Here is a 20,540-nt window from a genome sequence, read left to right as displayed (position 1 = left end):
GAGCAGGGCGCTGGCCGCCGCGAAGCGCTGGCGGCGCAATGCGTACTGAACCGGGTTCAGGCTGCCGGCCAGCACCGGATCGAGCGGGATGCCCGCGGCGGCCAGTTGCGCCACCAGCGGCGCGTCGTCGCCGTCCACGGCGGCGCGCAGCGCCACGCGAACGAGCCTGGGCTGGCCGAGCAGCGTGCCGTCGGCCAGCGGCGTGCGCCAGTCGATCATGGCGCGGCGGTAGAACGCGATCAGCTTGTCGGCCAGCGCGTCCGGCAAGTCGTGCGATTCGCGGCGTTCTTCGAGGTAGTCGAGCAGTTCGGCGCCCGCTTCCGCATCCGGCCCGAGCGGATCGCCATCGAGTTGCAGCGCACGGAACGCCGCGTGCAGATCGGTGGCCACGGTGGCGAGGCCGTCGGCGTGCATCATCCCGTGCCAGGTGGCCGGCATACCCTGTTTCCAGGCCAGCACATGGCCGTGGTCGGGCGCGCCCGGCGTGGTGACCACATAAACCCGGTCGCAATACTCGAAACCGCCGAACGGCACCACGTCGAGCAGGCCGCCCCAGGTCCTGCCGCGCTCGGCGGCCACCGTCTCGGCCAGTTCGCGCTCGTGATCGATCCAGCCTTGCAGGTCGTGATAGCCCTTGCTGCCGTTGTAGAACAATTCAGTCCAACTGATCGCTTCCTCGTTGCCGTTCATCGGCAGGCTCAACTGGTAGTCCAGGCTGCCGCCGGCCGTCAGTCGCCAGAGCGCGAGCAGCGCGTCGGGCAGCGGCCCGTCGCATTGGGCTTGTATGGCGGCGATCTGCTCGGGCGGCATCGGCGGTTGGGCGTCGAAGATCACGCGATCGGCAAACAGCACGATGCCGTGTGCGCGCAGTGCGGCGAGATCGTCGTCGGAGAAGTCGGAAGCGGTCATCGTGGCCTCGGGCTCGGAAGCGGATCGAACCGCGATGGTAGCCGAACCGGGGGGCGGGCTGCCGCGCGCGCCTTGCGCCGCTGTCGAAGCCGTTGTGTCGTTCGCGAGCGGGCGGCGCGGGATCGCCGTGACGCGCGAGGCGGCTGTGCCGAGCAATTGCGGTGCGCAACGCGCGTGCGAACGCATGCCCGGCATCGGCTATCAATCGGGATAACGATGCAATGAGGCGGGACGCCAGGTAGGAAGCGAGGCAGGCGGGAATGACATACGAAACCGGCCCGACGTGGCGTCGGGCCGGTAGGGCGGGGCTGCTTGCCGATCAGTGCTTCGGCGGGCGGCCCGTCTTGACCGTGTCGACGGCGCCGATGGCGGCCACCAGCGCTTCGGTCGATGCCGCTTCGAGCAGCAGCAGGCCGGCGCGCAGCAGTTCGCTCTTCGACACCGATACGCCCGCTTCGAGCGACTTGCTCTTGAGCGTGTCGATCTTCGCGTAGTCCGACTTCGGCATCGTGAAGCTGTCGCGGATCACCTTCTCGCGCTTCGCGGGCTTGACCGCGGCCTCCGCCGGGGCTTTCTTGTCGGCTTTCGCGGCGGCCTTGGCTTCGGCCTTGGCGTTGGCCTTCGCCGCCTTGTCGTCGGCCTTGGTTTCCACCTTGGCTTCCGGCGTCACGTCGGCTTTCTCTTCAACCTTCGCGGCGGCTTTTTCGGCGGCTTTCGCCTTCTCGTTGCGCTTCACGTCGACCTTTGCCGCAGCCTTGGCATCGGCCTTGCCGGCCTTCTTCGCGGGCTTGTCCGCAGCCGGCGCCGCCGGCTCGGCGGCTGCCTTGGCGTTCTTCTTGCCGGTTTTCTTGGCGGCCTTGTCTGCCTTGACGTCCGCTTTCTTCGGTGCGGGCGCGGGTGCGGCCGTATCGGCTTGCACGGCGTCGGTTTGCGGTGCGGCGTCGGCCGGCGCGGCGGGCGTGGTCTGCGTGTTCATGGAGGCTCCAGTCGGATTAACAATATAAACAGTATATATCGTTTATATCGTTCCGCTGCCCTTGGGGCCGACCCTTGCACGGCCTTGCGCGCCCCGCCCCAACGTTCCGCCCCTCAAAACCGCGTTCGCACGCCCACCGTCGCCACCACCTGCGTGGCCGATCCCGATGCGCCGCCCGCCGTATCGATCATCGCCACATAACGGTGGCCGCTCACGCGCTGATATATCCCTTCGAAGTACATATCGGTGCGCCGCGACAGCGAGTAGACGAGCTGCGTGTCGATCTGCTGCCATTTCGGCGCACTGCCGTAAGACGCCGATCGCGTCACGTGGCCGGCCGTGAACACGTAGGCCAGCCCGAGGTCGAGATGGCGCGCGAGCCGGTAGCGGCCGTTCACTTCATAGTTGTCGAAGCCGACTTGCCCGTTCGACGCGCCGAACGCCTGGCTGCCTTCGAACTGGCTGTGCGAATAGACGAACGCGACCGAGCCGCCGCCGGCCTGATAACGCGCCGCGCCGGCCACCACGCGCTGCACGCGCGCGGCGAGCTGGAAGCCGGCCACGCCGTTCGCGCTCGATTCGGCGGTGTCCACCGCGCCGGCCGGGTTCGTGCCGTTGGTGCCGTCCACCTGCAGGTAGCCGGCCGCGAGCGAGAGCGGCCCGTTCGCATAGCGCGCGCCCGCGCTCCAGGCGCGGTTGGCGTTGAAGCCGGTGCTGTTCGAGAACGCGTAAAGCCCGCCGAACTGCAGGCCCCCGAAGTTCGGGCTCGCGTATTTGACGGCGTTGCTGAAGCGCAGCAGGTCCGCCATGTTGTCGTTGTCGTACGGGTGCGCGAAGCTCGATTTGCCGAACGAGCCCGATTCGGCCGACAGCGGCGCGACGTAATCCACCACCGAATCGTATTGACGGCCGAGCGCCGCGAAGCCGGCATTCGGCGTGCGGATGCCGACATAGGCTTCGCGGCCGAACAGGCGGTTGTCCTGGCCGAGCTTGCCGTTCTGGAGGTTGAAGCCGCTTTCGAGCACGAACACGGCGCGATAGCCGCCGCCGAGCGCCTCGCTGCCGCGCACGCCGAAGCGGCTGCCGTTGATGTTGCCGCTGGTGGCTTGCAGCAGCGCGCCGTGCTGTCCGCTTTTGGCGACGTTGTTGGTGAACATGAGGCCCGCGTCGATCAGGCCGTACAGCGTGACCGCGCTTTGCGCATGGGCGAACGGCGAGACGAACCCCGCCAGGAGAACCCCGGTTCGAACGATTGTTTTCAACATCTGGATGAATTGCCGCTTTAGCGTGTGGGATGACGGCGAATGCTAAAGACGCGAAATTCGATTCCCAACGTCGTGCTTCGGGAGTCCAAATGAATCGGATCGGAATATGAATTGCTGGCAGAATTGAATAAGGATATATGCCCGCAAGATATGAAAATCGAGCGGGCGATGTGTTGAAATACCCTTGTTAATCAAATCGATGCGCGGGTTTCAAGCGAAACCCGGCAAGCAGGCGACGCGCGATGTTTTTTGAATCGTGCCGCGTCATTCAGCTAGCTGCAATTCTCAATTCCGAATGGCGTGTGGCTGAAAATCGTCATGGTATTGCGAATTCAGGCAATCCCCAGCGCCTGCAATATCGGCACATGAATATCGGCGAAACGTTGCGCTTTCTCGTTCAGCGCCCGATGGCTTTCTTCGCCATCGAGCGCGGCTTCGGCAAACGCGGCCCATTGCGCCGGCGCGCCGAACCCGCGCTGCCGCGCCAGCAGGAACAGTTGCGCCACGCGCGGCACCCGCACGCCCGAGCCCGTGACCGGGCTGACCAGGAACTGCACGTCGCCGCGCGCCAGCGCCTGCTCGCAGATCGCGGCGTTGAGCCGCGCCGAGGCGGGCCGCGCGGCGGCAATGCGTGCGTCGTCCTGCGCATTGAGCAGCACGCCGCTGCCCGCCAGCAGCGTGACGGCCTTGACGACGACGTCGAACGCCAGCCCATGCGCGCGCCGTTCGATTTCGGCGAGCGGCGTGGGGCGATGGCCGCCCAGAGCATCGAGAATCGGGTCGCAGGTGGCGGCCGGCAGCGCCGCTTCGCCGAGCGCGCCGCGCACGGTCAATTTCACCGCATCGCGCGGCAGCGCCAGCACCACGCGCTGCGCGCGCAGCGCGGCTTGCCGTGCGTCCACATCGAGCGTGGGCGCGCCCTTGACCCAGTAATCGCGGCGCATCGAGCGCAGCGTGCAGAAATCGCGCGTCGTCTCGCGCACGACCGGATCGTCGATCCCGGCCAGCAGCTCGCGTTGCGCGGGCGTCAGGTTGATCTCGTCGACGCCGTCGCGATAGTCGGCCGAACCCGCGTAGCGCAGGCCGCACGCGCCGAACCCGGCGGCTACCTGCGAGAACGTCAGCGGCTGCCAGTCGCGATTGAAATATTCGTGGGCGAGATAGTGCGCATCGGCTGCGCATAGCGCGTCGATGCGCGCGGCCAGTTGCGGATTCGCGTGCGCATAGCCGGGCTGCGCGGCCATCACGCGCCGCAGGAATGCGATCGAATCGGCGATCTGCGATAGCGCCTGCGCCTCGCCGGACGCCGCGTCGTCCGGGACCCGCCGCGCGCCCGCACGGAAATGGCTGTGCAGCAGTTCGCGCACGGGCAGCATCGCGGCCCAGCCCGGTTCGGTGTTGTAGCTGACGTAGACGACGCCGCCGTCGTTGAGCTTGCGCCCGATGAAATCGGCGAGGCAGGCGCGATGCGCGTCGTCCACCCAGCTCCAGATGCCGTGCAGGCCGATGAAATCGAAGTTCGGCAGATCGTCGCGCGCGCAGAACGCCGCGAAGCTGTCGGCGAACAGCGTGGCCTGCGCGCCGGCCCGCTGCGCGAGTTGCTGCGCGAAGCGCGCGTGCGCCGCGTTGAAATCGGTGCCGAACCAGCGGCTGTCGGAGCCGGCCGCGTGCAGGTTGACGCTGACGCCGTGACCGTAACCCAGTTCGCAGGCGGTGCGCACCGTGGGCGGCGCGAAGCCGGCTTGCAGCAGCGGCAGCGGCGCGCGCAATGGATTCAGTTCGTCGCAATAGCCGTGGGTGTAGGCAATCCCGTCGATGCTGCCGGCTTTCCAGTCGCTCACGATCCGTTCCGTTTCCATGAAGGCGCACCCGGCGCCAGGGCCGGGCCGGCGTGAGGCGAAGCCTCTCACGGCGCGTGGCGGCTTGTCCATCGGCGCCCGCGATCCAATGGATTCCGAAGCGAATCGGGGCGGGCCTTCAGCTTCTCATAAGGCAGGCGCGGCTATAACCGGAAGCCGGCCGGATGCGTCGCCTTGTGCGGAGCGGGCCGGCATGCCTTCCTTTCCGATTCGCCCATCCGACCTCCTCATGCGCCGCGACACCGCCTTGCCCGCTTCCGATCTCTGGTCCGACTGGCTGCTGCATATCCGCCATGCCGACGATCCCGAACAGGCCGGCCGCCTCGCGACCGAACTCGTGGGCTATGCGGATCGCGTGCTCGACGGCGCGCAGCTCGCGCCCGGCATGACGCTCGCCGACATCGGCACCGGCGACGGCCTGGTCGGCCTGCGTGCGATCGATCGCGTCGGTCCGTCGCTGCATCTGCTGTTGAGCGATATTTCCGGGCCGCTGTTGCGCCATACCGAGGCGCGGTTCGCGGAACGCGGGCTGCGCGAGCGCTGCACGTTCGTCGAAGGTTCGGCGGAACGGCTCGACGGCATCGCGAGCGAATCGGCCGATGCCGTCACGATGCGCGCCGTGCTCGCCTATGTGCCCGACAAGCCGGCCGCGCTGCGCGAATGCCTGCGGATCCTCAAGCCCGGCGGACGGCTCTCGATCGCCGAGCCGATCCTGCGCGACGAGGCGATCGAGGCCAGCGCCCTGAGAGCGGTGGTGGAAACGCTGCCCGATATCGAGGGCGACAATTTCCTGCACCTGCTGCATCGCTGGAAGGCCGCGCAATTCCCCGATACCGAGGCGCGCATCGCCGCCAGCCCGATCACGAACTACGGCGAGCGCGACCTCGTGCGCTTCGCGCTCGACGCAGGGTTCGCGAACGTGCACATGGCGTTCCATATCGACGTGCAGCCCGCGTCCGTCACGTCGTGGGCGGTGCTGCTCGGCACCTCGCCCCACCCGTGGGCGCCGACGCTGGCCGCGGTGCTGGCCGCGCAATTCACGCCGAACGAGCGGCGTTTTTTCGAGCAGATCATGCGGCCGCAGGTGGAAGCGGGGCGGATGGTGTCGGCGGAGCGTGTGGCGTATCTGACGGCCCGCAAGCCGGGTTGACGCGGCTGTGCAGCCGGCGCTCGCCGCTGCACAGCCCGCGAACGCTCAGCGCAGCGCGATCGGCGCCGCGCCGGCCGCGAGCGCCGCCTCGAACAGCGGTTTGCCCGGCCCGGCCAGCCACGCATCGAAGCCGAGCAGTGGGCCGAATTCGCGCTCGAGCGCCGGGATGTCGGCGCGCCCGGCCAGCCGCCCGTCGTCGAACAGCGCGGCGAGACGGCCCAGGAACGGGTTCTGGGCCAGCAGGCTGTCGGGAAAGCGCGCGTAGTGGATCGGCCGTCCGGCGGCGCGGCTCAGGCTGGCTTGCAGCGTTTCGGCGGTCAGCTGGTCGCCGGCGATTTCGAGCGTGCGGCCCGCGTTGCGTTCCGGCGCGGCGAAGATCCGCGCGACGATCCGGCCGATGTCCTGCGCGGCGATGGTCTGCCCGGCCTGGCCCGGCCGCAGGAAAAACGTATAGGCGTCCTGGTCGAGCCCCATGCCGGGCAGCATCAGCAGCTCCATGAAGCCGGCCGGGCGCACGATCGTGCTGGCCAGCGCGAGGCCGCGGATGTGCGCCTCGATCTCCGACTTGCTGTCGAAGTGCCCCATGCCGGTTTGCACCGGGCCGGCCGCATTGACCGACGTGTAGACGAGATGCTGCACGCCCGCCGCCACGGCGAGATCGGCGATGGCCTTGCCGTAGGCCACTTCCTGCTCGTCGCTGACGTTGTACGCCGCGCCTTGCCCCGAACTCGGCTGCACGCTGAACACGCCGTACGCGCCCTGCATGGCAGTCCTGATCGATGCCAGGTCGGCGAAATCGCCGCGCGCCAACTCCACACCCTGCGCGGCCAGCGCGCGCGCCTTGTCCGCCTGCGGATCGCGCACGAACGCGCGCACCGCCCAACCGTCGCGCCGCAGCGCCGCGGCCACCGCGCCGCCCTGCTGCCCCGTCGCGCCGAACACCAGCACCACGCCTTGCGTACGTTCCCGATCGATTGCCATCTTCGTATTCCTCAGTGTCAGAGGTCGTTGATGGTATACATTTGATACCTGAACGCAATTACGCACCTGAAGGCTACCTGGTAGCCCGGAGTATCCCGAACATGGCCTCGCTCTCCCCCGAAGATCTCGAACTGAACCGCCTCGTGCTCGAGGAAATCACCAGCAAGTGGACGTTGCTGGTGCTCGGCTGCCTCTGCGAGGGGCCGATGCGCTTCAACGCGCTGCGCCGCGCCAACGCGGGCATCACGCAGAAGGCGCTGACGCAGTGCCTGCGCCGCCTCGAGGCGAACGGCTTCATCACGCGCACGGTGGTCAGCACCGCGCCCGTTGCGGTGTCCTATGCGATTTCGCCGCTTGGGCGCTCGCTGGAACCGCATCTGCAGGCGATTCTCGGCTGGACGGTCGCGCACCGCGGGGCCGTGATGGCCGCGCGGGAGGCGTTCGCGGCGCAGGGCGGCGCGTAGCGGCCGGGGGCGTTCTCCCGTTGGGTGAAAACCCGTAATTGCCGAAATCCGATAGTGACGCGCGAATTGGCCACATAAGGTGCGGTTCGGAGCGGCGCGGCGCAAACGGCAGCGCGCCGCGGCAACGGGCACGGACGGGATCGGGAGGCGGAATGAAGGACGACGGGGCAGGCAGGCAACGGGTACGGTTCGGCATCGTGCTGCTGCCGAATTTCACGCTCACGGCGCTGTCCGGCTTCGTCGACGTGCTGCGGCTCGCCAGCGACGAGGGCGATCAGAGCCGCCCGGAGCGCTGCGCCTGGGAAATCATCGGCGAATCGTGTGCGCCGATCCGGTCGAGTTGCGGCATCAGCATGAATGCGTGGACCACGTTCGACGAGGCCGGCCGCTTCGATTACGTGGTGGTGGTGGGCGGCCTGCTGCATTCCGGGCCGGAAACCAGCCGCGCCACGCTCGATTTCCTGCGCCGGGCCGCCGCCGGCGGCGCGACGCTGGTGGGCGTCTGCACCGGCACGTTCGCGCTGGTGCGCGCGGGCCTGATGGACGGCAAGCGGATCTGCGTGAACTGGTTCCACTACTGGGATTTTCTCGAACAGTTTCCGGCGATCCGCCCGGCGCACCTGGTGGCCGACCGGCTGTTCGTGACCGACGGCGACCGCATCACCTGTTCGGGCGGCCGCTCGTCGATCGACGTGGCCGCCACCATCCTCGCGCGCCACATCGATCCCGCCTACGTGCACAAGGCGCTGCGGATCCTGCAGGTGGACGGCGTGGATCGGGCCACCGCGCCGCAGGCGCACCTGCCGTCGGTGCCCGCGCATGCGCACCCGCGCGTGCGCCGCGCGATCCTGCTGATGGAGCAGCACATGGCCGATCCGCTGTCGCTCGACGAACTGGCGGCGCGCGTCGATGTCTCGGTGCGTCAGCTCGAACGGCTGTTCAAGGCCGAAACGGGGCTCGGCCCGCAGGCCTACGGGCGCATGCTGCGGCTGCGCCTCGCGCGTTGGCTGCTGACTCACACCGATCGCACGATCGCCACCATCGCCGGCGCGTGCGGTTTCGCCGATGCCTCGCACATGGGGCGCGAATTCCGCGTCACCTACGGCACCACGCCCACGCGGTATCGCGCCGAAGCGCCGGCCGCCGGGGCTGCCGATGCCGAGCCGCTCGATGCGCTGCCGGTGCTGCACGCCGCGTCGCCCTCGCTGGCCGAACTGTATCCGGGCCGCGTCGAATTCCATTGAGCGGGCGCGCCGCGCCCGTTTCCCGCTGCGTATTTCCCTGTCATCGGAGGGCAGTCCCATGCAACTTCCTCAAGGCGGCCATTGGCGAAACTGGGTTGGCAACCAGTCGTTCGTCGCCGCGCACAAGGCCGCGCCGTCTAGCGAAGCCGAGATCGCCGAACTGGTCAAGACTGCGAACGATCGCGGGCTCAACGTGCGCTGCGCCGGATCCGGCCATTCGTTCACGCCGGTGGTGGCCACCAGCGGGCTGCTGCTGTCGCTGGAGAACCATCAGGGCATTCTCGACGTCGATCGCGAACGCCGCCGCGTCCGGGTGGCCTCCGGCACCAAGCTGAACGCCGTCACGCGCCATCTGAAGACGCTCGGCCTGTCGCTCGTGAACCAGGGCGACATCGATTCGCAGGCGATCGCCGGCGCGTTCGCCACCGGCACGCACGGCACCGGCGCGACGCTGGGCAATCTGTCCTCGCAGGTGGTGGCGATGCGCATCGTGCGGCCCGACGGCTCGATCATGGAGGTCAGCGACGCGTGCGACATCGAATTGCTGCACGCCACGCAGGTGAACATCGGCCTGTTCGGCGTGATCTCCGAGATGACGCTGCAGGTGGCCGATGCGTACTGGCTGCACGACCGCGTCTGGCGCGAGGATTTCGAGGCCTGCATGGAAATGCACGACGAACTGGCCGCGCAGCACCGGCACTTCGGCTTCTTCTGGTGCCCGACGCCGCAGAGCGCCGCGTTGTACGGCCTGCCCGACACGTCGGGCGTGGCCAACACGCCACGCGATTTCGATGTCTGCGAGATCAAGGTGATGGATCCGACCGACGCGCGCACCTACCGCGAAACCGCGCACGAGAAGGTGGCCTACAGCTCGGAGGTGTTCGCGATCCACTACGTGCCGAATTTCCACGAGCTCGAATACGCGGTGCCGGCGCAGTTCGGCAAGCAGGCGCTGCGCGAGATCCGCGAGCTGATCCTGACCAAGCACTCCGATTGCATCTATCCCGTCGAATACCGCTTCACCGCGGGCGATCCGGCCTGGATCAGCCCGTTCCACAACCAGGACAGCGTCACGATCTCGTGCTCGGGCGGCCCGAACGGTGTGGACTACTGGCCGTTCCTGAAGGACGTGGACGACATCCTGCGCCAGTACGGCGCGCGTCCGCACTGGGGCAAGCTGCATTTCGCCAACCGCGACGACGTCGATCGCTGGTTCCCGCGCGCCGAGGCGTTCCGCAAGCTGCGCCGCAGCGTGGATCCCGAAGGGCGCTTCCTCAACGACCATCTGCGCACGCTGTTCAGTTGAACGGCGCTGTGCCCAGCATCTAGGAGTGCGATTGAAATGACCTCTCGAATCGACGGCCGCCTGGCCGGAAAAGTGGCGATCGTCAGCGGCGGCGCGGGCGGCTGCGGCGGCGCGGCCTCGGAACTGTTCGCGCGGCAGGGCGCGCGCGTGGCGATCGTCGACCGCGACGGCCACGCGGCCGAATCGCTGGCCGCGAGCCTGCGCGATCAGGGCCTGCAGGCGATGGGCTTCGGCGCGGACGTGTCGAAGAAGGCCGACGTCGACCGCGCCGTGGCCGCCGCGCGCGCGGCGTTCGGCCCGGCCGACATCCTGTTCAACCACGCCGGCACGCTGATCGTGAAGCCGTTCCTCGAGATCGAGGAAGACGAGTGGGATTGGCTCATGTCGGTCAACGTGAAGAGCATGTACCTGATGACGCAGGCGGTGCTGCCGCAGATGCTGGAGAAGGGCAAGGGCAGCATTGTCTGCACCTCGTCGATCTCGGCGGTGTGCGCGACGCCGGGCGAGGTGCTGTACGACGCCACCAAGGGCGCGTGCCACATGTTCGCGCGGGCGATCGCCGTGGAATATCGCGACCGCGGCATCCGCTGCAATGCGATCGCGCCGGGCTTCATCCGCACGCCGCACGGCATCCGCGAACTGGCCGACCTGCAGGCGATGGGCGTGGACGCCACCGAGGAGGCGATCGCCGCGCAGCAGGGGCGGCTGTGTGAGCCGTCGGAAGTGGCGGCCGCCGCGCTGTTCCTCGCTTCCGACGAAGCGAGCTTCGTGAACGGCACGCACCTGTTCGTCGACAACGGCTTCTCGGCCGTCTGATCGCGGGCTGGGAAAGACGGACGCGCACGGCGCCGCGCCGTGCGCATTTTTTTCGCCGTTTTTTTGCCGTTTCTTACCGTTTCGCCTAGGGATGTCCCGAGGTTGCCGATATCCGATAGTGCCGGGTTTTTGGCGTTTCTACAGTGCACGAACCTTGCCGCCATGGGGCCTCGAACCCGGCCGGCGCATGTGTTTCCACTCTTCGCGAAGGACAGCAATGGACGTCGAAAAACGCAGTATCGAGTTTATTCCGCTCAACGAACGATATGGCACGCCCAAGCGGCTGTTCACGATCTGGTTCAGCGCGAACATGCAGGTCACGGCGCTGGTGGTGGGCACGCTCGGCATCGTGTCCGGCCTGAACCTGTTCTGGACCATCGTGGCGGTGGTGCTCGGCAACGTGATCGGCACGATCTTCATGGCGGCGCACTCGGCGCAGGGGCCGCACCTCGGCATTCCGCAGATGATCCAGAGCCGCGCGCAGTTCGGCGTGTTCGGCGCGGCGCTGCCGCTGGTGGTGGTGACGCTGGCCTACGTGCTGTTCGTCGCGGCCGACGGCGTGGTGATGCGCGAGTCGATCAAGGCGATCTATCCGATGTCGGATAACCAGGCGATCATCGCGTTCGGTTTCGTGACGTTCGTGATCAGCTATATCGGCTACGAGCTGATCCACAAGCTCGGCGCGTCGATGACGGTGCTGTCGTTCCTGGTGTTCGCGGCCACCGCGGTGCTGATCTTCCGCCTGCCGAGCGCGCCGATGCCGGCCTACGGCGTGCACCATGGCTTCTCGATGGGCGCGTTCAACCTGATCGTCGCGCAGGCCGCGTCCTGGACGCTCGGCTTCGGCCCCTACGTGGCCGACTACTCGCGCTACCTGCCCGATTCGGTGCGCACCCGCGCGACGTTCTGGTACACCTATCTCGGCGGGCTGCTCGGCTCGGCGCTGGTGATGATCCTCGGCGCGGTGCTCGCCACCGTCAGCAAATCGGTGGTCAGCGATCCGGGCACGGCCATCGCGAGCCTGTTCGGGGCCTGGTCGCGCCCGGCGCTGTTCGTGATCGTGCTCGGCGTGCTGGTGTTCAACGTGCTGAGCCTGTACAGCGCGTACATGTCGGCCGTGACGATCTTCACGGGCTTCCGCAAGGTGTCGCATATCCGCAAATCCACCAAGTTCGTGGTGCTCGCGCTGCTGGCGAGCCTCGGCACCTGGATCGCGATCGGCACCCAGTATCACTTCAGCGATTACTTTTCCGACATCCTCAATGCACAAATTTACGTGCTGGTGCCGTGGAGTTCGATCAATCTGGTGGATTACTATCTGGTACGCCGGGGCCGTTATTCGGTTCCCGACATGTATGATCCCCAGGGCCGCTACGGGGCCTTCAACATCCAGACGATCGTGATTTACTGTCTGGGTATCGCGAGCACGATACCGTTCATGGATTTGTCCTTCTACCACAGCTACTTCGCGCGGATCATCGGCGCCGACGTGAGCTGGATTCCCAGCCTGATCGTGCCGGGCGCGCTGTATTGGCTTGCCGCGTCGTCGCGGCGCGCGCGCGATGCCGGATTCGCCGTCGAATGAGCCGGCGGGCCTGGCGCCCGCGTCCGACACCCCGGCACTTGCCGGCCCGCGGGCCGGCAAGTGCCGTTTTGCGTTCGTCCTGCTGAACGATTTCACGCTGGTGGCGTTCGCGGCGTTCGTCGACGTGCTGCGCCTCGTCAGCGATTCGGGCGACCGCAGCGGCCGGGTGCGCTGCGACTGGGCCTTGCTGACCGAGCACGGCGGCCCGGTGCGCGCGAGCTGCGGCGCGCAGATCGTGCCCGACGGCGGCTTCGGCGATGCCCCCGATTACGACTACGTGGTGGTGGTGGGCGGCCTGCTCGGCGGGCGCAACCGCGCCTCGCGCGCCACGCTGGCGTTTCTCGCGCGCTGTGCGGCGCGCGGCGCGACCGTGGTGGGGCTGTGCACCGGCAGCTTCGCGATGCTGGAGGCCGGGCTGCTCGACGGCCGCCCGATCTGCGTGAGCTGGTTTCATGCGCAGGATCTGCTCGAGGCGTTTCCGGCGATCGATCCGCGCCAGATCGTGTCGGATCGCCTGTTCGTGGCCGACGGCGACCGCATCACCTGCGCGGGCGGGCGCGCGTCGGCCGACGTGGCCGCCACCATCCTGCGCCGGCACGTGGATGCGTTCGTGGTGGACAAGGCGCTGCGCATCCTGCAGATCGCGCATCCCGACGACGCGAACGCGCCGCAGGCCCACGGCGGCCGCCTGCCCGAGCGCTGCCATCCGAAGGTCAAGCGCGCCGCGCTGATCATCGAGCAGCACATCGCCACCGGCATTTCGCCGGCGCAGCTGGCCGAGCGGCTCGACCTGTCGGTGCGCCATCTCGAACGGCTGTTCAAGGAATCCACCGGCATGGGGCCGCGCGCCTACTGCAAGCAGATGCGCCTGCAGTTCGCCGCGTGGCTGCTGGCGCGCACCGACAAGCCGGTCGCCGATATCGCGGTGCGCTGCGGTTTCCCGGGCGGCTCGCACCTGAGCCGCGAGTTCCGGGCGCATTTCGGGCTGCCGCCGGTGCGCTACCGCGCGCAGGGCGCGCAACGGGCGCAGGACGCCGGCGGCGCGCCGGTCGCGCACGATTGGCGCGACGTCTATCCGGACCGGATCGAATTCTATTGAGCGCGGCGCCGCGCTGCGAGCCGATTATTGATGCGCGATAATGGGCGCGATCCGGTTGGCCTGAAGATGGGGCGCGTCATGGCGGCTTTGAGGAATACGGGGAACGACCTGGCGGAGCCGATGCCTCCGGTGTTCGCGGCCGCCTATGGCCGTTACACCGACGTCGAGGCCCAGGCGCAATCGTTCGACGGCTGGGATCTGCGCTATCTGCAGATTTCGGGCGGGCTGTTCGAGGGCACCTCGGCCACGCTGCGCGTCGGCGGGATCCGGCTGCTGGTCGAGGATCTCAACAAGATCATCCTGCAGCGCGGCTCGGTGCCGGCCGATCGCGTGGCGATCGCGGTGCCGCTCGAGCTGACCGGCCATGCGCGCATGTGCGGCGAGAAAAGCGACCGCGACAGCCTGCATGTCTTCTCCGGCCAATCCGAATTCGAATTCTTTTCCCCCGACAAGCACGTGCTCGTCAATATCGAGGTGGATGTCGCGCGGCTGTCGGGCGAGGCGTCGCGCCGGTTGGGCCGCGCGCTGCTCGACAAGGCGCGCGCGCCGCTGGTGCCGATGCAGCCCGAGGTGGCGCAGCGCCTGCGCGGCCTGCTGCGCGAGGCGATGGCGATGTCCACCGGCCCGGCGGACGGCGACGGCGCGGCGCTGCGCGCGCGCTTCGAGCTGTTCGAGCGCACGGTGCTGTTCGCGCTGCTCGAGGCGCTCGATTCGCGGCGCACCGAGTTGCCGGGCGCGGCGGCCCGGCGCACGGCGCATCAGGCGCTGCTGCATTCGATTCAGCAACGCCTCGAGGATCCCGAATTGTGCCCGCTGTCGATCGCCGAGATGTGCACGCAGTTCGACGTCAGCCGGCGCACCATCCAGTACGCGTTCCAGGACGTGCTGAACGTGAACCCGATCGCCTACCTGCGCGCGGTGCGGCTCAATCACGTGCGCGGCGAGCTGCGCCGCGGCGAATCGGTGACGGCGGCCGCCACGCATTGGGGCTTCTGGCACCTGAGCAGCTTCGCGCACGATTACCGCGTGATGTTCGGCGAACTGCCGTCGGCCACCGCGAAGAAGCACGCCGCGCGCGACGCCTGAACGGCGCGCGCCGCGCTTGAACGGCGCGTCAGCGCGACGGCGCGGACCACGCCACCGCGTCGTGCGGATGCAGGCTTTCCAGATGCCGGACTTCCACGCGCGCGTCGTCGCGGTCGTGCAGCGCCGCCTGGATGCGGCGCGCGGCATCTTCCACGAACATCAGGTTGCCGCCGTTGAGCGCGGCGAACGCCTGCTCGTCGGCGCGCTTCACGGCCGTCTGCACCGGCGTGCCGACGGCCGCCTCGATGCGGTCGATCAGCGCGAGCAGGCCGAGCGTGGGCGCGTCGCGCTCGGCGCTCACCGACACGCAGGCCTCGCTGCGCTGGCTGTGCGGCGTGGCGAGCGTGGCGTGACGGCGCAGCCAGGCGCTCACGGCGGCGGCATCCACCGTCGCCTGCCCCTCGAACGCCTGCTGGAAGCCCTGTTCGATCAGTTGCCGCGACAACGCGGCCGAGCACGGGCAGGTCGACGAATAGCCCACCGTCACTTCGCATCGCAGTGCGAAGCAGCCGTTTGCGAGTTCGGCGTCGATGCGCACCGGATACGATTTCCAGCCCGACAGCCCTTCGGTGACGAGCGCCGGGCGGCGCGTCAGCAGCTCGGCGTGCAGGCGCAGCCGCGCGTTGCGCGTTTCGCAGTCCCGATGGCTGTCGATCATCGCTTCCAGCAGCCGCCGCAGGCCGGCCGGCGAGAGCGGGCCGGCCTCGGCGTGATCGTCGAGCAGCCGGTACAGGCGCGACATGTGGATGCCCTTCACGTGCGGGGCGGGCAGATCGACCTGCAGATCGGCGCGCGCGTGCAGCGTGCGCCGGTAGCCGGGTTCGTCGAGCGTGACGGGCACATCGATGCCACGCATGCCCACCCATTCGAGCGGGCTGAGGCTCGGGGCCAGGTCGGTCAGGGATACGTCGGGAAGCGCTGCGTTCATGCGGAGAACCAGAAGGTGGGGCGGCCCCACCGGCTCACGGCATGGGGCGCGCGTTCATGTCAGGGCCAGTCGGCGAACGGGCTGGGCCAGGCGGTCCAGGCTTGCGGGCCTTGCGCCATTTCCGCGTCGGTCAGCAGGCAGGCGTCGAAGCGCGCGCGCAGCGCGGCCTCGTCCATCTCCATGCCGATCAGCACGATTTCCTGGCGCGCGTCGCCCACGCGGTCATCCCATTTCGCGCGGATCATCGCGACGGCTTCGGGATCCTCGGGCCAGCGCTCGTCGGGCACGGCGGCCCACCAGTAGCCGGCCGGGCCGTGACGCGCCACCGCGCCGGCCTGCGACCAGTTGCCGGCCAGCGTCGGGTGGCTGGCCAGCCAGAAGAAGCCCTTCGAGCGCACCACGCCGGGCCATTCGCTTTCCACCAGTGCGTGGAAGCGCTGCGGATGGAACGGCCGGCGCGCGCGGTAGACGAAGCTGCCGATGCCGTATTCGTCGGTTTCCGGCGTGTGCGTGCCGCGCATTTCCTGCAGCCAGCCCGGCGCCTTCGACGCCTCGTCGAAATCGAACAGGCCGGTGCCGAGCACGCGGTCGAGCGGCACCTTGCCGAACTCGGCCGCCTCGATGCGGGCGCGCGGGTTGAGGCCGCGCAGGATCGCCGTCAGCCGTTCGCGGTCGCCGCCGTCGAGCAGGTCGATCTTGTTCAGCACGATCACGTCGCAGAACTCGATCTGCTCGATCAGCAGATCCACCACCGTGCGGCGATCTTCCTCGCCGAGCGATTCGCCGCGCGATTGCAGGCTGTCGCGCGAGCTGTAGTCGCGCAGGAAGTTGTAGCCGTCGACCACCGTCACCATCGTGTCGAGCTGGGCGCTTTCGTTGAGGCAGCGGCCGTCCTCGCCTTCGAACGTGAACGTTTCGGCCACCGGCAGCGGCTCGGAAATACCTGTCGACTCGATCACGATCTGGTCGAAGCGGCCTTCCTGCGCCAGGCGATCCACCTCCTGCAGCAGATCCTCGCGCAGCGTGCAGCAGATGCAGCCGTTGCTCATCTCGACCAGCTTCTCGTCGGTGCGCGACAGCTCGGCGCCGCCTTCGCGCACGAGCGCGGCGTCGATGTTGACCTCCGACATGTCGTTGACGATCACCGCGACGCGGCGCCCTTCGCGGTTGTTGAGGATGTGGTTCAGCAGCGTGGTCTTGCCCGCGCCCAGAAAGCCGGACAGCACCGTGACCGGCAGCCGGGCGGGCGGGGAGGACGTGAGGGTGTCTTGACTCATCGTGGTATCTCGGGGACGGCGCGGAGCGGGCCGGGGAATTCAAATGATACGTTATATCATCACGGTGCGTGTGTGGAGTTTCGGCGAGGAGCGAGACGGCGGTTTGCCGTGCGGCGAACGGGGAACGGCGCGGTGAGGAGGGGAATTCGGGGCCGGATTCAGGCGCTGGACGGTGTGCGAAGCGCGCGCGGCGGCGGGACGGCGGGGCGGCACCGTTGCCGCCGCGGGCGCGCGATACCGCCGTAGCCGATCTAGAACTGCACGCCTTGCGTGAGCCCGCCGTCGACCAGCAGGTTGGTGCCGGTCGTGAAGCTGGCGGCGCGGCTCGCGAGGAACACGGTGGCCTTGGCGACTTCGTCGGGGCGCGCCATGCGGCCCATCGGGTTGGCGGCCAGGCATTGCGCGAACACGTCGGGCTGCTCGCGCTCGATCGCGCCCCACACGCCGTCCACGAAGTAGACGTTGCCCGGCGACACCGTGTTGACGCGGATGCCGTCGGCCGCGTGGCGCGCCGAGAGCGTCTTGCCGTAGTGGATCAGCGCGGCCTTCAGCACGCCGTACGGTTCCGCGAAGCGATCCACTTCGCGCCCCGACACGCTCGAAATCAGCACCACGGACGCCGCCTGCGACCGGCGCAGGTACGGCAGCGCCGCGTTGAAGAAGCCGACCGTGCCGAGCAGATCGGTATCGAACGCGCGCCGCCATGTTGCCAGCTCGCCGCCGCCGGCCAGCGCGCTGACGTTCGGCACGATCGCGTCGATGCCGCCGAGCCGCTCGGCCGCCGCGTCGACCCAGCCGGCCACCTGCGCCGGGTTCGTGATGTCGACGGCCGCGCCGAACGCGTTGCCGCCGAGTTCGGCCTGCGCCGCCGCCACGCCGGCCTCGCCGCGTGCGCAGAACGCCACCTGCGCGCCTTCCGCGAGAAAGGCCTCGACGATCGCGCGGCCGATGCCGCGCGTGCCGCCGCTGACGAGCACTTTCGCGCCGTTCAATTGAAGATCCATATCGGTGTCCTTGGAGTTCGTCGGGTTCGGGGAACGCAGCCCGGAACTTAGCGGACGCCACGTTGCACCGGGCGCGCGCGGCTCAAATAGCGGCGAAAGTTCGGCAGGGCCGAACGCGAACGCGGCGGATGCGGTTATAAAGACGGGATCGAAGCGCAAGGAGAAGGCGGTGATGGAACGCGGCGGCAAGGCAATCCAGTCGGTGCAGCGTGCGATGGCGGTGCTCGAAGCGCTGAGCGGGCAGGGCGGCGCCGCGCGGCTGATGGAGGTGGCGGCCGCGACCGGCTTCAGCAAGAGCACCGTGCATGGCGTGCTCGATACGCTGGTCGAAATGGGCTACGTGACGCGCGAGCGCAACCGTTACGCGCTCGGGCTGCGGCTCGAGGTGACGGCGCGCCCGCTCGCGCCGCAGAGCGAGCGGCTGCGCGCGGCGTTCGCGCCGGCGCTGCGGGCGTTCAACGAGCTGTGCGGGGAGGCGTGCTTCCTGGCGGTGCCGTGCGGCACGCGCGCCTATCTGACGCTCGACGCGCTCGATGCCGGCGGCCGCGGCTTCGTGCATCCGATGGACGAGCGGCGCGACGCGTTGACCACCTCCGCCATCGGCAAGGTGTTCCTGGCCCACAACCCCTTGCTGGCGCGCAAGCTGCGCCGCGAGGACCGGCTGCCGAAGGCCATCGACGGCGAACTGATCGAAATCGGCGAACGCGGTTTCGCGCTCGACCTGGCCGCCTCGCAAGCCAATCTGAACTGTTTCGCGCTGCCGTTGCGCCTGCGCGGGCGTACCGTGGCCGCGCTCGGCGCGAGCGGCGCGCCCGAGCGGCTCAATCCGGTGCTGATGCGCCGGCTGGCGGGCCGCGCGATGCGCGAGATGTTCGATCTGATCAAGTGTTGAGCTGCGCGGCCGGCGGTGCGCCGGGGGCCGCCGGCCGTCAGGCCGCGCGGACCAGCCGGTTGCCGCCGAGCGATTTCGCCGTGTAGAGCGCCGTGTCGGCGGCGGCCAGCATGTCGCCGAGCGAGGGGATGTTCTGCTCGTAGCGTGCCAGGCCGACGCTGACCGTCGCCTGGATCGGCGTGCCGTCGCGCTTGACGGTGACCGTGGCGGCGAAACGCTGCGCGACGAAGTCGCCGAGATCGTCGGCGCGCGCGGCGTCGTAGCCCGATAGCAGCACCGCGAATTCCTCCCCGCCGATCCGCGCCAGGATCGCGTCCGGCCCGAGCACCGCGCGCGCCACCGTGGCGAACGATTTCAGCACGTCGTCGCCGGCCTTGTGGCCGAAATGGTCGTTGATGCGCTTGAACTGGTCCAGATCGAGCGCCAGCACCGCGAACGGCTGCTTGCCGTTCGCCCTGCGGATCGCCAGCGCGCCTTCCTCGAAGAACCAGCGGCGGTTGCCGAGGCGGGTCAGATAATCGGTTTGCGCCTCGCGCAACAGGCGGCTGTGGGTTTCCTCGCGCACCAGCCGCAGCAGCGTCATCGGCAGGATCACGGAATAGAGCACGCCTTCGTACATCGTGATCTGGCTGGCCAGCAGCACCAGCGGCGCGCCGTAGCGCTCGGCCAGCAGCGGCAGCAGCACCATGCGGAGCGCGTACAGCAGCGCGTGGAGGCCCGTGACCACGATCGCGATGCGGCGCGCCTGGAGCGCCTGCAGGCTGACGCTGCGCAGCAGCTCGAACGCGGTCATGGCGCAGGCCAGCGCGATCGGCCCGGCGCTGATGTAGAGCCACATGGCTTGCGGCCAGCGCGTGCCGACGATCGCCCACGCGAGCGCGTCGAACAGCAGCAGGCCGATCGAGAACCGCATCGCGTTCCGTCCGCTCAGCGCCGCCACCCCGCCCAGGACCAGCAGATAGCCGCCGAGCAGGGTCAGATTGCTGACGGCCGGCCCCAGCATGCCCGGCAGCGCGGCGCGCGCGAGCACGATCACGCACCCCGCGCCGAGTGTCGCGTATCCCGTTGCCAGGATCCGCAACGCCTTGCTGCGCTTGGGGTGTGACGCGTGCTCCCAGAACGTCAAGCCGGCACTGGCGAATAACGTTCCGATCGCGAGGAAATATAGGGTTAGAAGGTCGACGTGCATGAATGACGTGGTGGCCCCCGGGCGGCACTTCGCGGGGGCAGCCGCATTTTACGCTGAACGTCGGACAACTCAGTGAACGTCAAATTTGTTTAATTCGGGCCGGCCATCCGCGCCGTCTCTCCGGTCTCGTCCGTTGTCACCCCGCCCGCTTCGCGAAGACCTCTTGGAACACCGGCAGCGCCGAGAACACGTTCGGCCAGCCCGCGTAGAACGCCAGTTGCGTCAGCATCTCGGCGGCCTCGTCGCGGGTCAGGCCGTTGTCCAGCGCGCGGTTCAGGTGATACGGGATCTGCGCGACCTGGCCGTTCGCCACCAGCGCGGCCACCGTCACGAGGCTGCGGTCGCGCGGCGCGAGGCCGGGGCGCAGCCAGAGATCGTTGAACAGCGCCTCGGTGGTGTAGTGCACGACGCCCGGCGCGGTCGCGCCGAAGTTCTCGCCGACGGCCTGCGCGCGCTGCCGTTCGGCGGCCTCGTCGAGCGGCAGCGGCGGCGCGCCGGCGGGCGGCAAGT

The 20,540-nt window shown here is 68.7% G+C and carries 19 protein-coding genes; 9 read left to right on the top strand and 10 right to left on the bottom strand.

The window, feature by feature from the left end:
• From G3N92_RS17330 to G3N92_RS35520, 4 genes are all read right to left on the bottom strand, one after another.
• Nucleotides 1-909, bottom strand: a 909-nt coding sequence (locus G3N92_RS17330; RefSeq protein ID WP_206128764.1) for an SMI1/KNR4 family protein, incomplete at its 3' end; no start/stop codon positions are given.
• 319 nt (nucleotides 910-1,228) lie between these two features.
• Nucleotides 1,229-1,885 (bottom strand): hypothetical protein, encoded by a 657-nt coding sequence (locus G3N92_RS34995; RefSeq protein ID WP_241014842.1) that lies wholly within the window; start codon nucleotides 1,883-1,885, stop codon nucleotides 1,229-1,231.
• A 113-nt stretch (nucleotides 1,886-1,998) separates the two neighbouring features.
• On the bottom strand, nucleotides 1,999-3,150 hold the full coding sequence (locus G3N92_RS17320) for a porin (RefSeq protein WP_206128763.1): 1,152 nt from the start codon (nucleotides 3,148-3,150) through the stop codon (nucleotides 1,999-2,001).
• 332 nt (nucleotides 3,151-3,482) lie between these two features.
• Entirely contained in the window at nucleotides 3,483-4,991 is a 1,509-nt protein-coding gene (locus tag G3N92_RS35520) for a class I SAM-dependent methyltransferase (RefSeq protein ID WP_339385765.1), read from the bottom strand.
• A gap of 247 nt (nucleotides 4,992-5,238) precedes the next feature.
• Between G3N92_RS35520 and G3N92_RS17310 the strand changes: the two genes are divergently transcribed.
• On the top strand, nucleotides 5,239-6,159 hold the full coding sequence (locus tag G3N92_RS17310; RefSeq protein ID WP_206128761.1) for a methyltransferase domain-containing protein: 921 nt from the start codon (nucleotides 5,239-5,241) through the stop codon (nucleotides 6,157-6,159).
• A 45-nt stretch (nucleotides 6,160-6,204) separates the two neighbouring features.
• Here the strand turns inward: G3N92_RS17310 and G3N92_RS17305 are convergent, their stop codons facing one another.
• Nucleotides 6,205-7,140 carry an NmrA/HSCARG family protein gene (locus G3N92_RS17305; RefSeq protein ID WP_206128760.1) on the bottom strand — a complete coding sequence of 312 codons (936 nt, stop codon included), beginning with the start codon at nucleotides 7,138-7,140 and terminating at the stop codon, nucleotides 6,205-6,207.
• A gap of 101 nt (nucleotides 7,141-7,241) precedes the next feature.
• Here G3N92_RS17305 and G3N92_RS17300 point away from each other — a divergent pair, with 101 nt between their 5' ends.
• From G3N92_RS17300 to G3N92_RS17270, 7 genes are all read left to right on the top strand, one after another.
• Entirely contained in the window at nucleotides 7,242-7,604 is a 363-nt protein-coding gene (locus G3N92_RS17300; RefSeq protein WP_206128759.1) for a helix-turn-helix domain-containing protein, read from the top strand.
• 152 nt (nucleotides 7,605-7,756) lie between these two features.
• A complete protein-coding gene (locus tag G3N92_RS17295) occupies nucleotides 7,757-8,848 on the top strand; it encodes a GlxA family transcriptional regulator (RefSeq protein ID WP_206128758.1) in 1,092 nt (363 codons plus the stop codon).
• A gap of 58 nt (nucleotides 8,849-8,906) precedes the next feature.
• Entirely contained in the window at nucleotides 8,907-10,154 is a 1,248-nt protein-coding gene (locus tag G3N92_RS17290; protein WP_206128757.1) for a D-arabinono-1,4-lactone oxidase, read from the top strand.
• A gap of 36 nt (nucleotides 10,155-10,190) precedes the next feature.
• Nucleotides 10,191-10,970, top strand: coding sequence for a glucose 1-dehydrogenase (locus G3N92_RS17285; RefSeq protein ID WP_206128756.1), 780 nt, complete (start codon nucleotides 10,191-10,193; stop codon nucleotides 10,968-10,970).
• 217 nt (nucleotides 10,971-11,187) lie between these two features.
• Nucleotides 11,188-12,555 (top strand): cytosine permease, encoded by a 1,368-nt coding sequence (locus tag G3N92_RS17280; protein ID WP_206128755.1) that lies wholly within the window; start codon nucleotides 11,188-11,190, stop codon nucleotides 12,553-12,555.
• A complete protein-coding gene (locus tag G3N92_RS17275; protein ID WP_206128754.1) occupies nucleotides 12,533-13,654 on the top strand; it encodes a GlxA family transcriptional regulator in 1,122 nt (373 codons plus the stop codon). The genes G3N92_RS17280 and G3N92_RS17275 overlap by 23 nt, the downstream gene beginning before the upstream one ends.
• Nucleotides 13,655-13,774: 120 nt before the next feature.
• Nucleotides 13,775-14,740: a helix-turn-helix domain-containing protein gene (locus tag G3N92_RS17270; protein WP_206128753.1), complete on the top strand. Its 966-nt coding sequence runs from the start codon at nucleotides 13,775-13,777 to the stop codon at nucleotides 14,738-14,740.
• A gap of 28 nt (nucleotides 14,741-14,768) precedes the next feature.
• Here G3N92_RS17270 and folE2 read toward each other — a convergent pair whose 3' ends face one another.
• From folE2 to G3N92_RS17255, 3 genes are all read right to left on the bottom strand, one after another.
• Nucleotides 14,769-15,668 carry a GTP cyclohydrolase FolE2 gene (gene folE2 / locus G3N92_RS17265; RefSeq protein ID WP_206128752.1) on the bottom strand — a complete coding sequence of 300 codons (900 nt, stop codon included), beginning with the start codon at nucleotides 15,666-15,668 and terminating at the stop codon, nucleotides 14,769-14,771.
• A gap of 59 nt (nucleotides 15,669-15,727) precedes the next feature.
• Nucleotides 15,728-16,945 carry a zinc metallochaperone GTPase ZigA gene (gene zigA / locus G3N92_RS17260; RefSeq protein ID WP_206128751.1) on the bottom strand — a complete coding sequence of 406 codons (1,218 nt, stop codon included), beginning with the start codon at nucleotides 16,943-16,945 and terminating at the stop codon, nucleotides 15,728-15,730.
• A gap of 251 nt (nucleotides 16,946-17,196) precedes the next feature.
• Nucleotides 17,197-17,949 (bottom strand): SDR family oxidoreductase, encoded by a 753-nt coding sequence (locus G3N92_RS17255; protein ID WP_206128750.1) that lies wholly within the window; start codon nucleotides 17,947-17,949, stop codon nucleotides 17,197-17,199.
• 172 nt (nucleotides 17,950-18,121) lie between these two features.
• On the opposite strand from G3N92_RS17255, the gene G3N92_RS17250 reads away from it, so the two are divergent.
• Nucleotides 18,122-18,841: a helix-turn-helix domain-containing protein gene (locus G3N92_RS17250; protein ID WP_241014843.1), complete on the top strand. Its 720-nt coding sequence runs from the start codon at nucleotides 18,122-18,124 to the stop codon at nucleotides 18,839-18,841.
• Between the two features lie 37 nt (nucleotides 18,842-18,878).
• Here the strand turns inward: G3N92_RS17250 and G3N92_RS17245 are convergent, their stop codons facing one another.
• Complete coding sequence (locus tag G3N92_RS17245) at nucleotides 18,879-20,030, bottom strand: GGDEF domain-containing protein (protein ID WP_206128748.1); 1,152 nt, start codon at nucleotides 20,028-20,030, stop codon at nucleotides 18,879-18,881.
• Between the two features lie 136 nt (nucleotides 20,031-20,166).
• Nucleotides 20,167-20,540, bottom strand: a 374-nt coding sequence (locus G3N92_RS17240) for a carboxymuconolactone decarboxylase family protein (protein WP_206128747.1), incomplete at its 5' end; no start/stop codon positions are given.

This window comes from Burkholderia sp. Ac-20379, from assembly GCF_017104645.1.
Classification (GTDB): Bacteria; Pseudomonadota; Gammaproteobacteria; order Burkholderiales; family Burkholderiaceae; genus Burkholderia.
The sequence above is the reverse complement of the archived record's forward strand: the minus strand, read 5'-3'. Positions and strand labels throughout refer to the sequence as shown.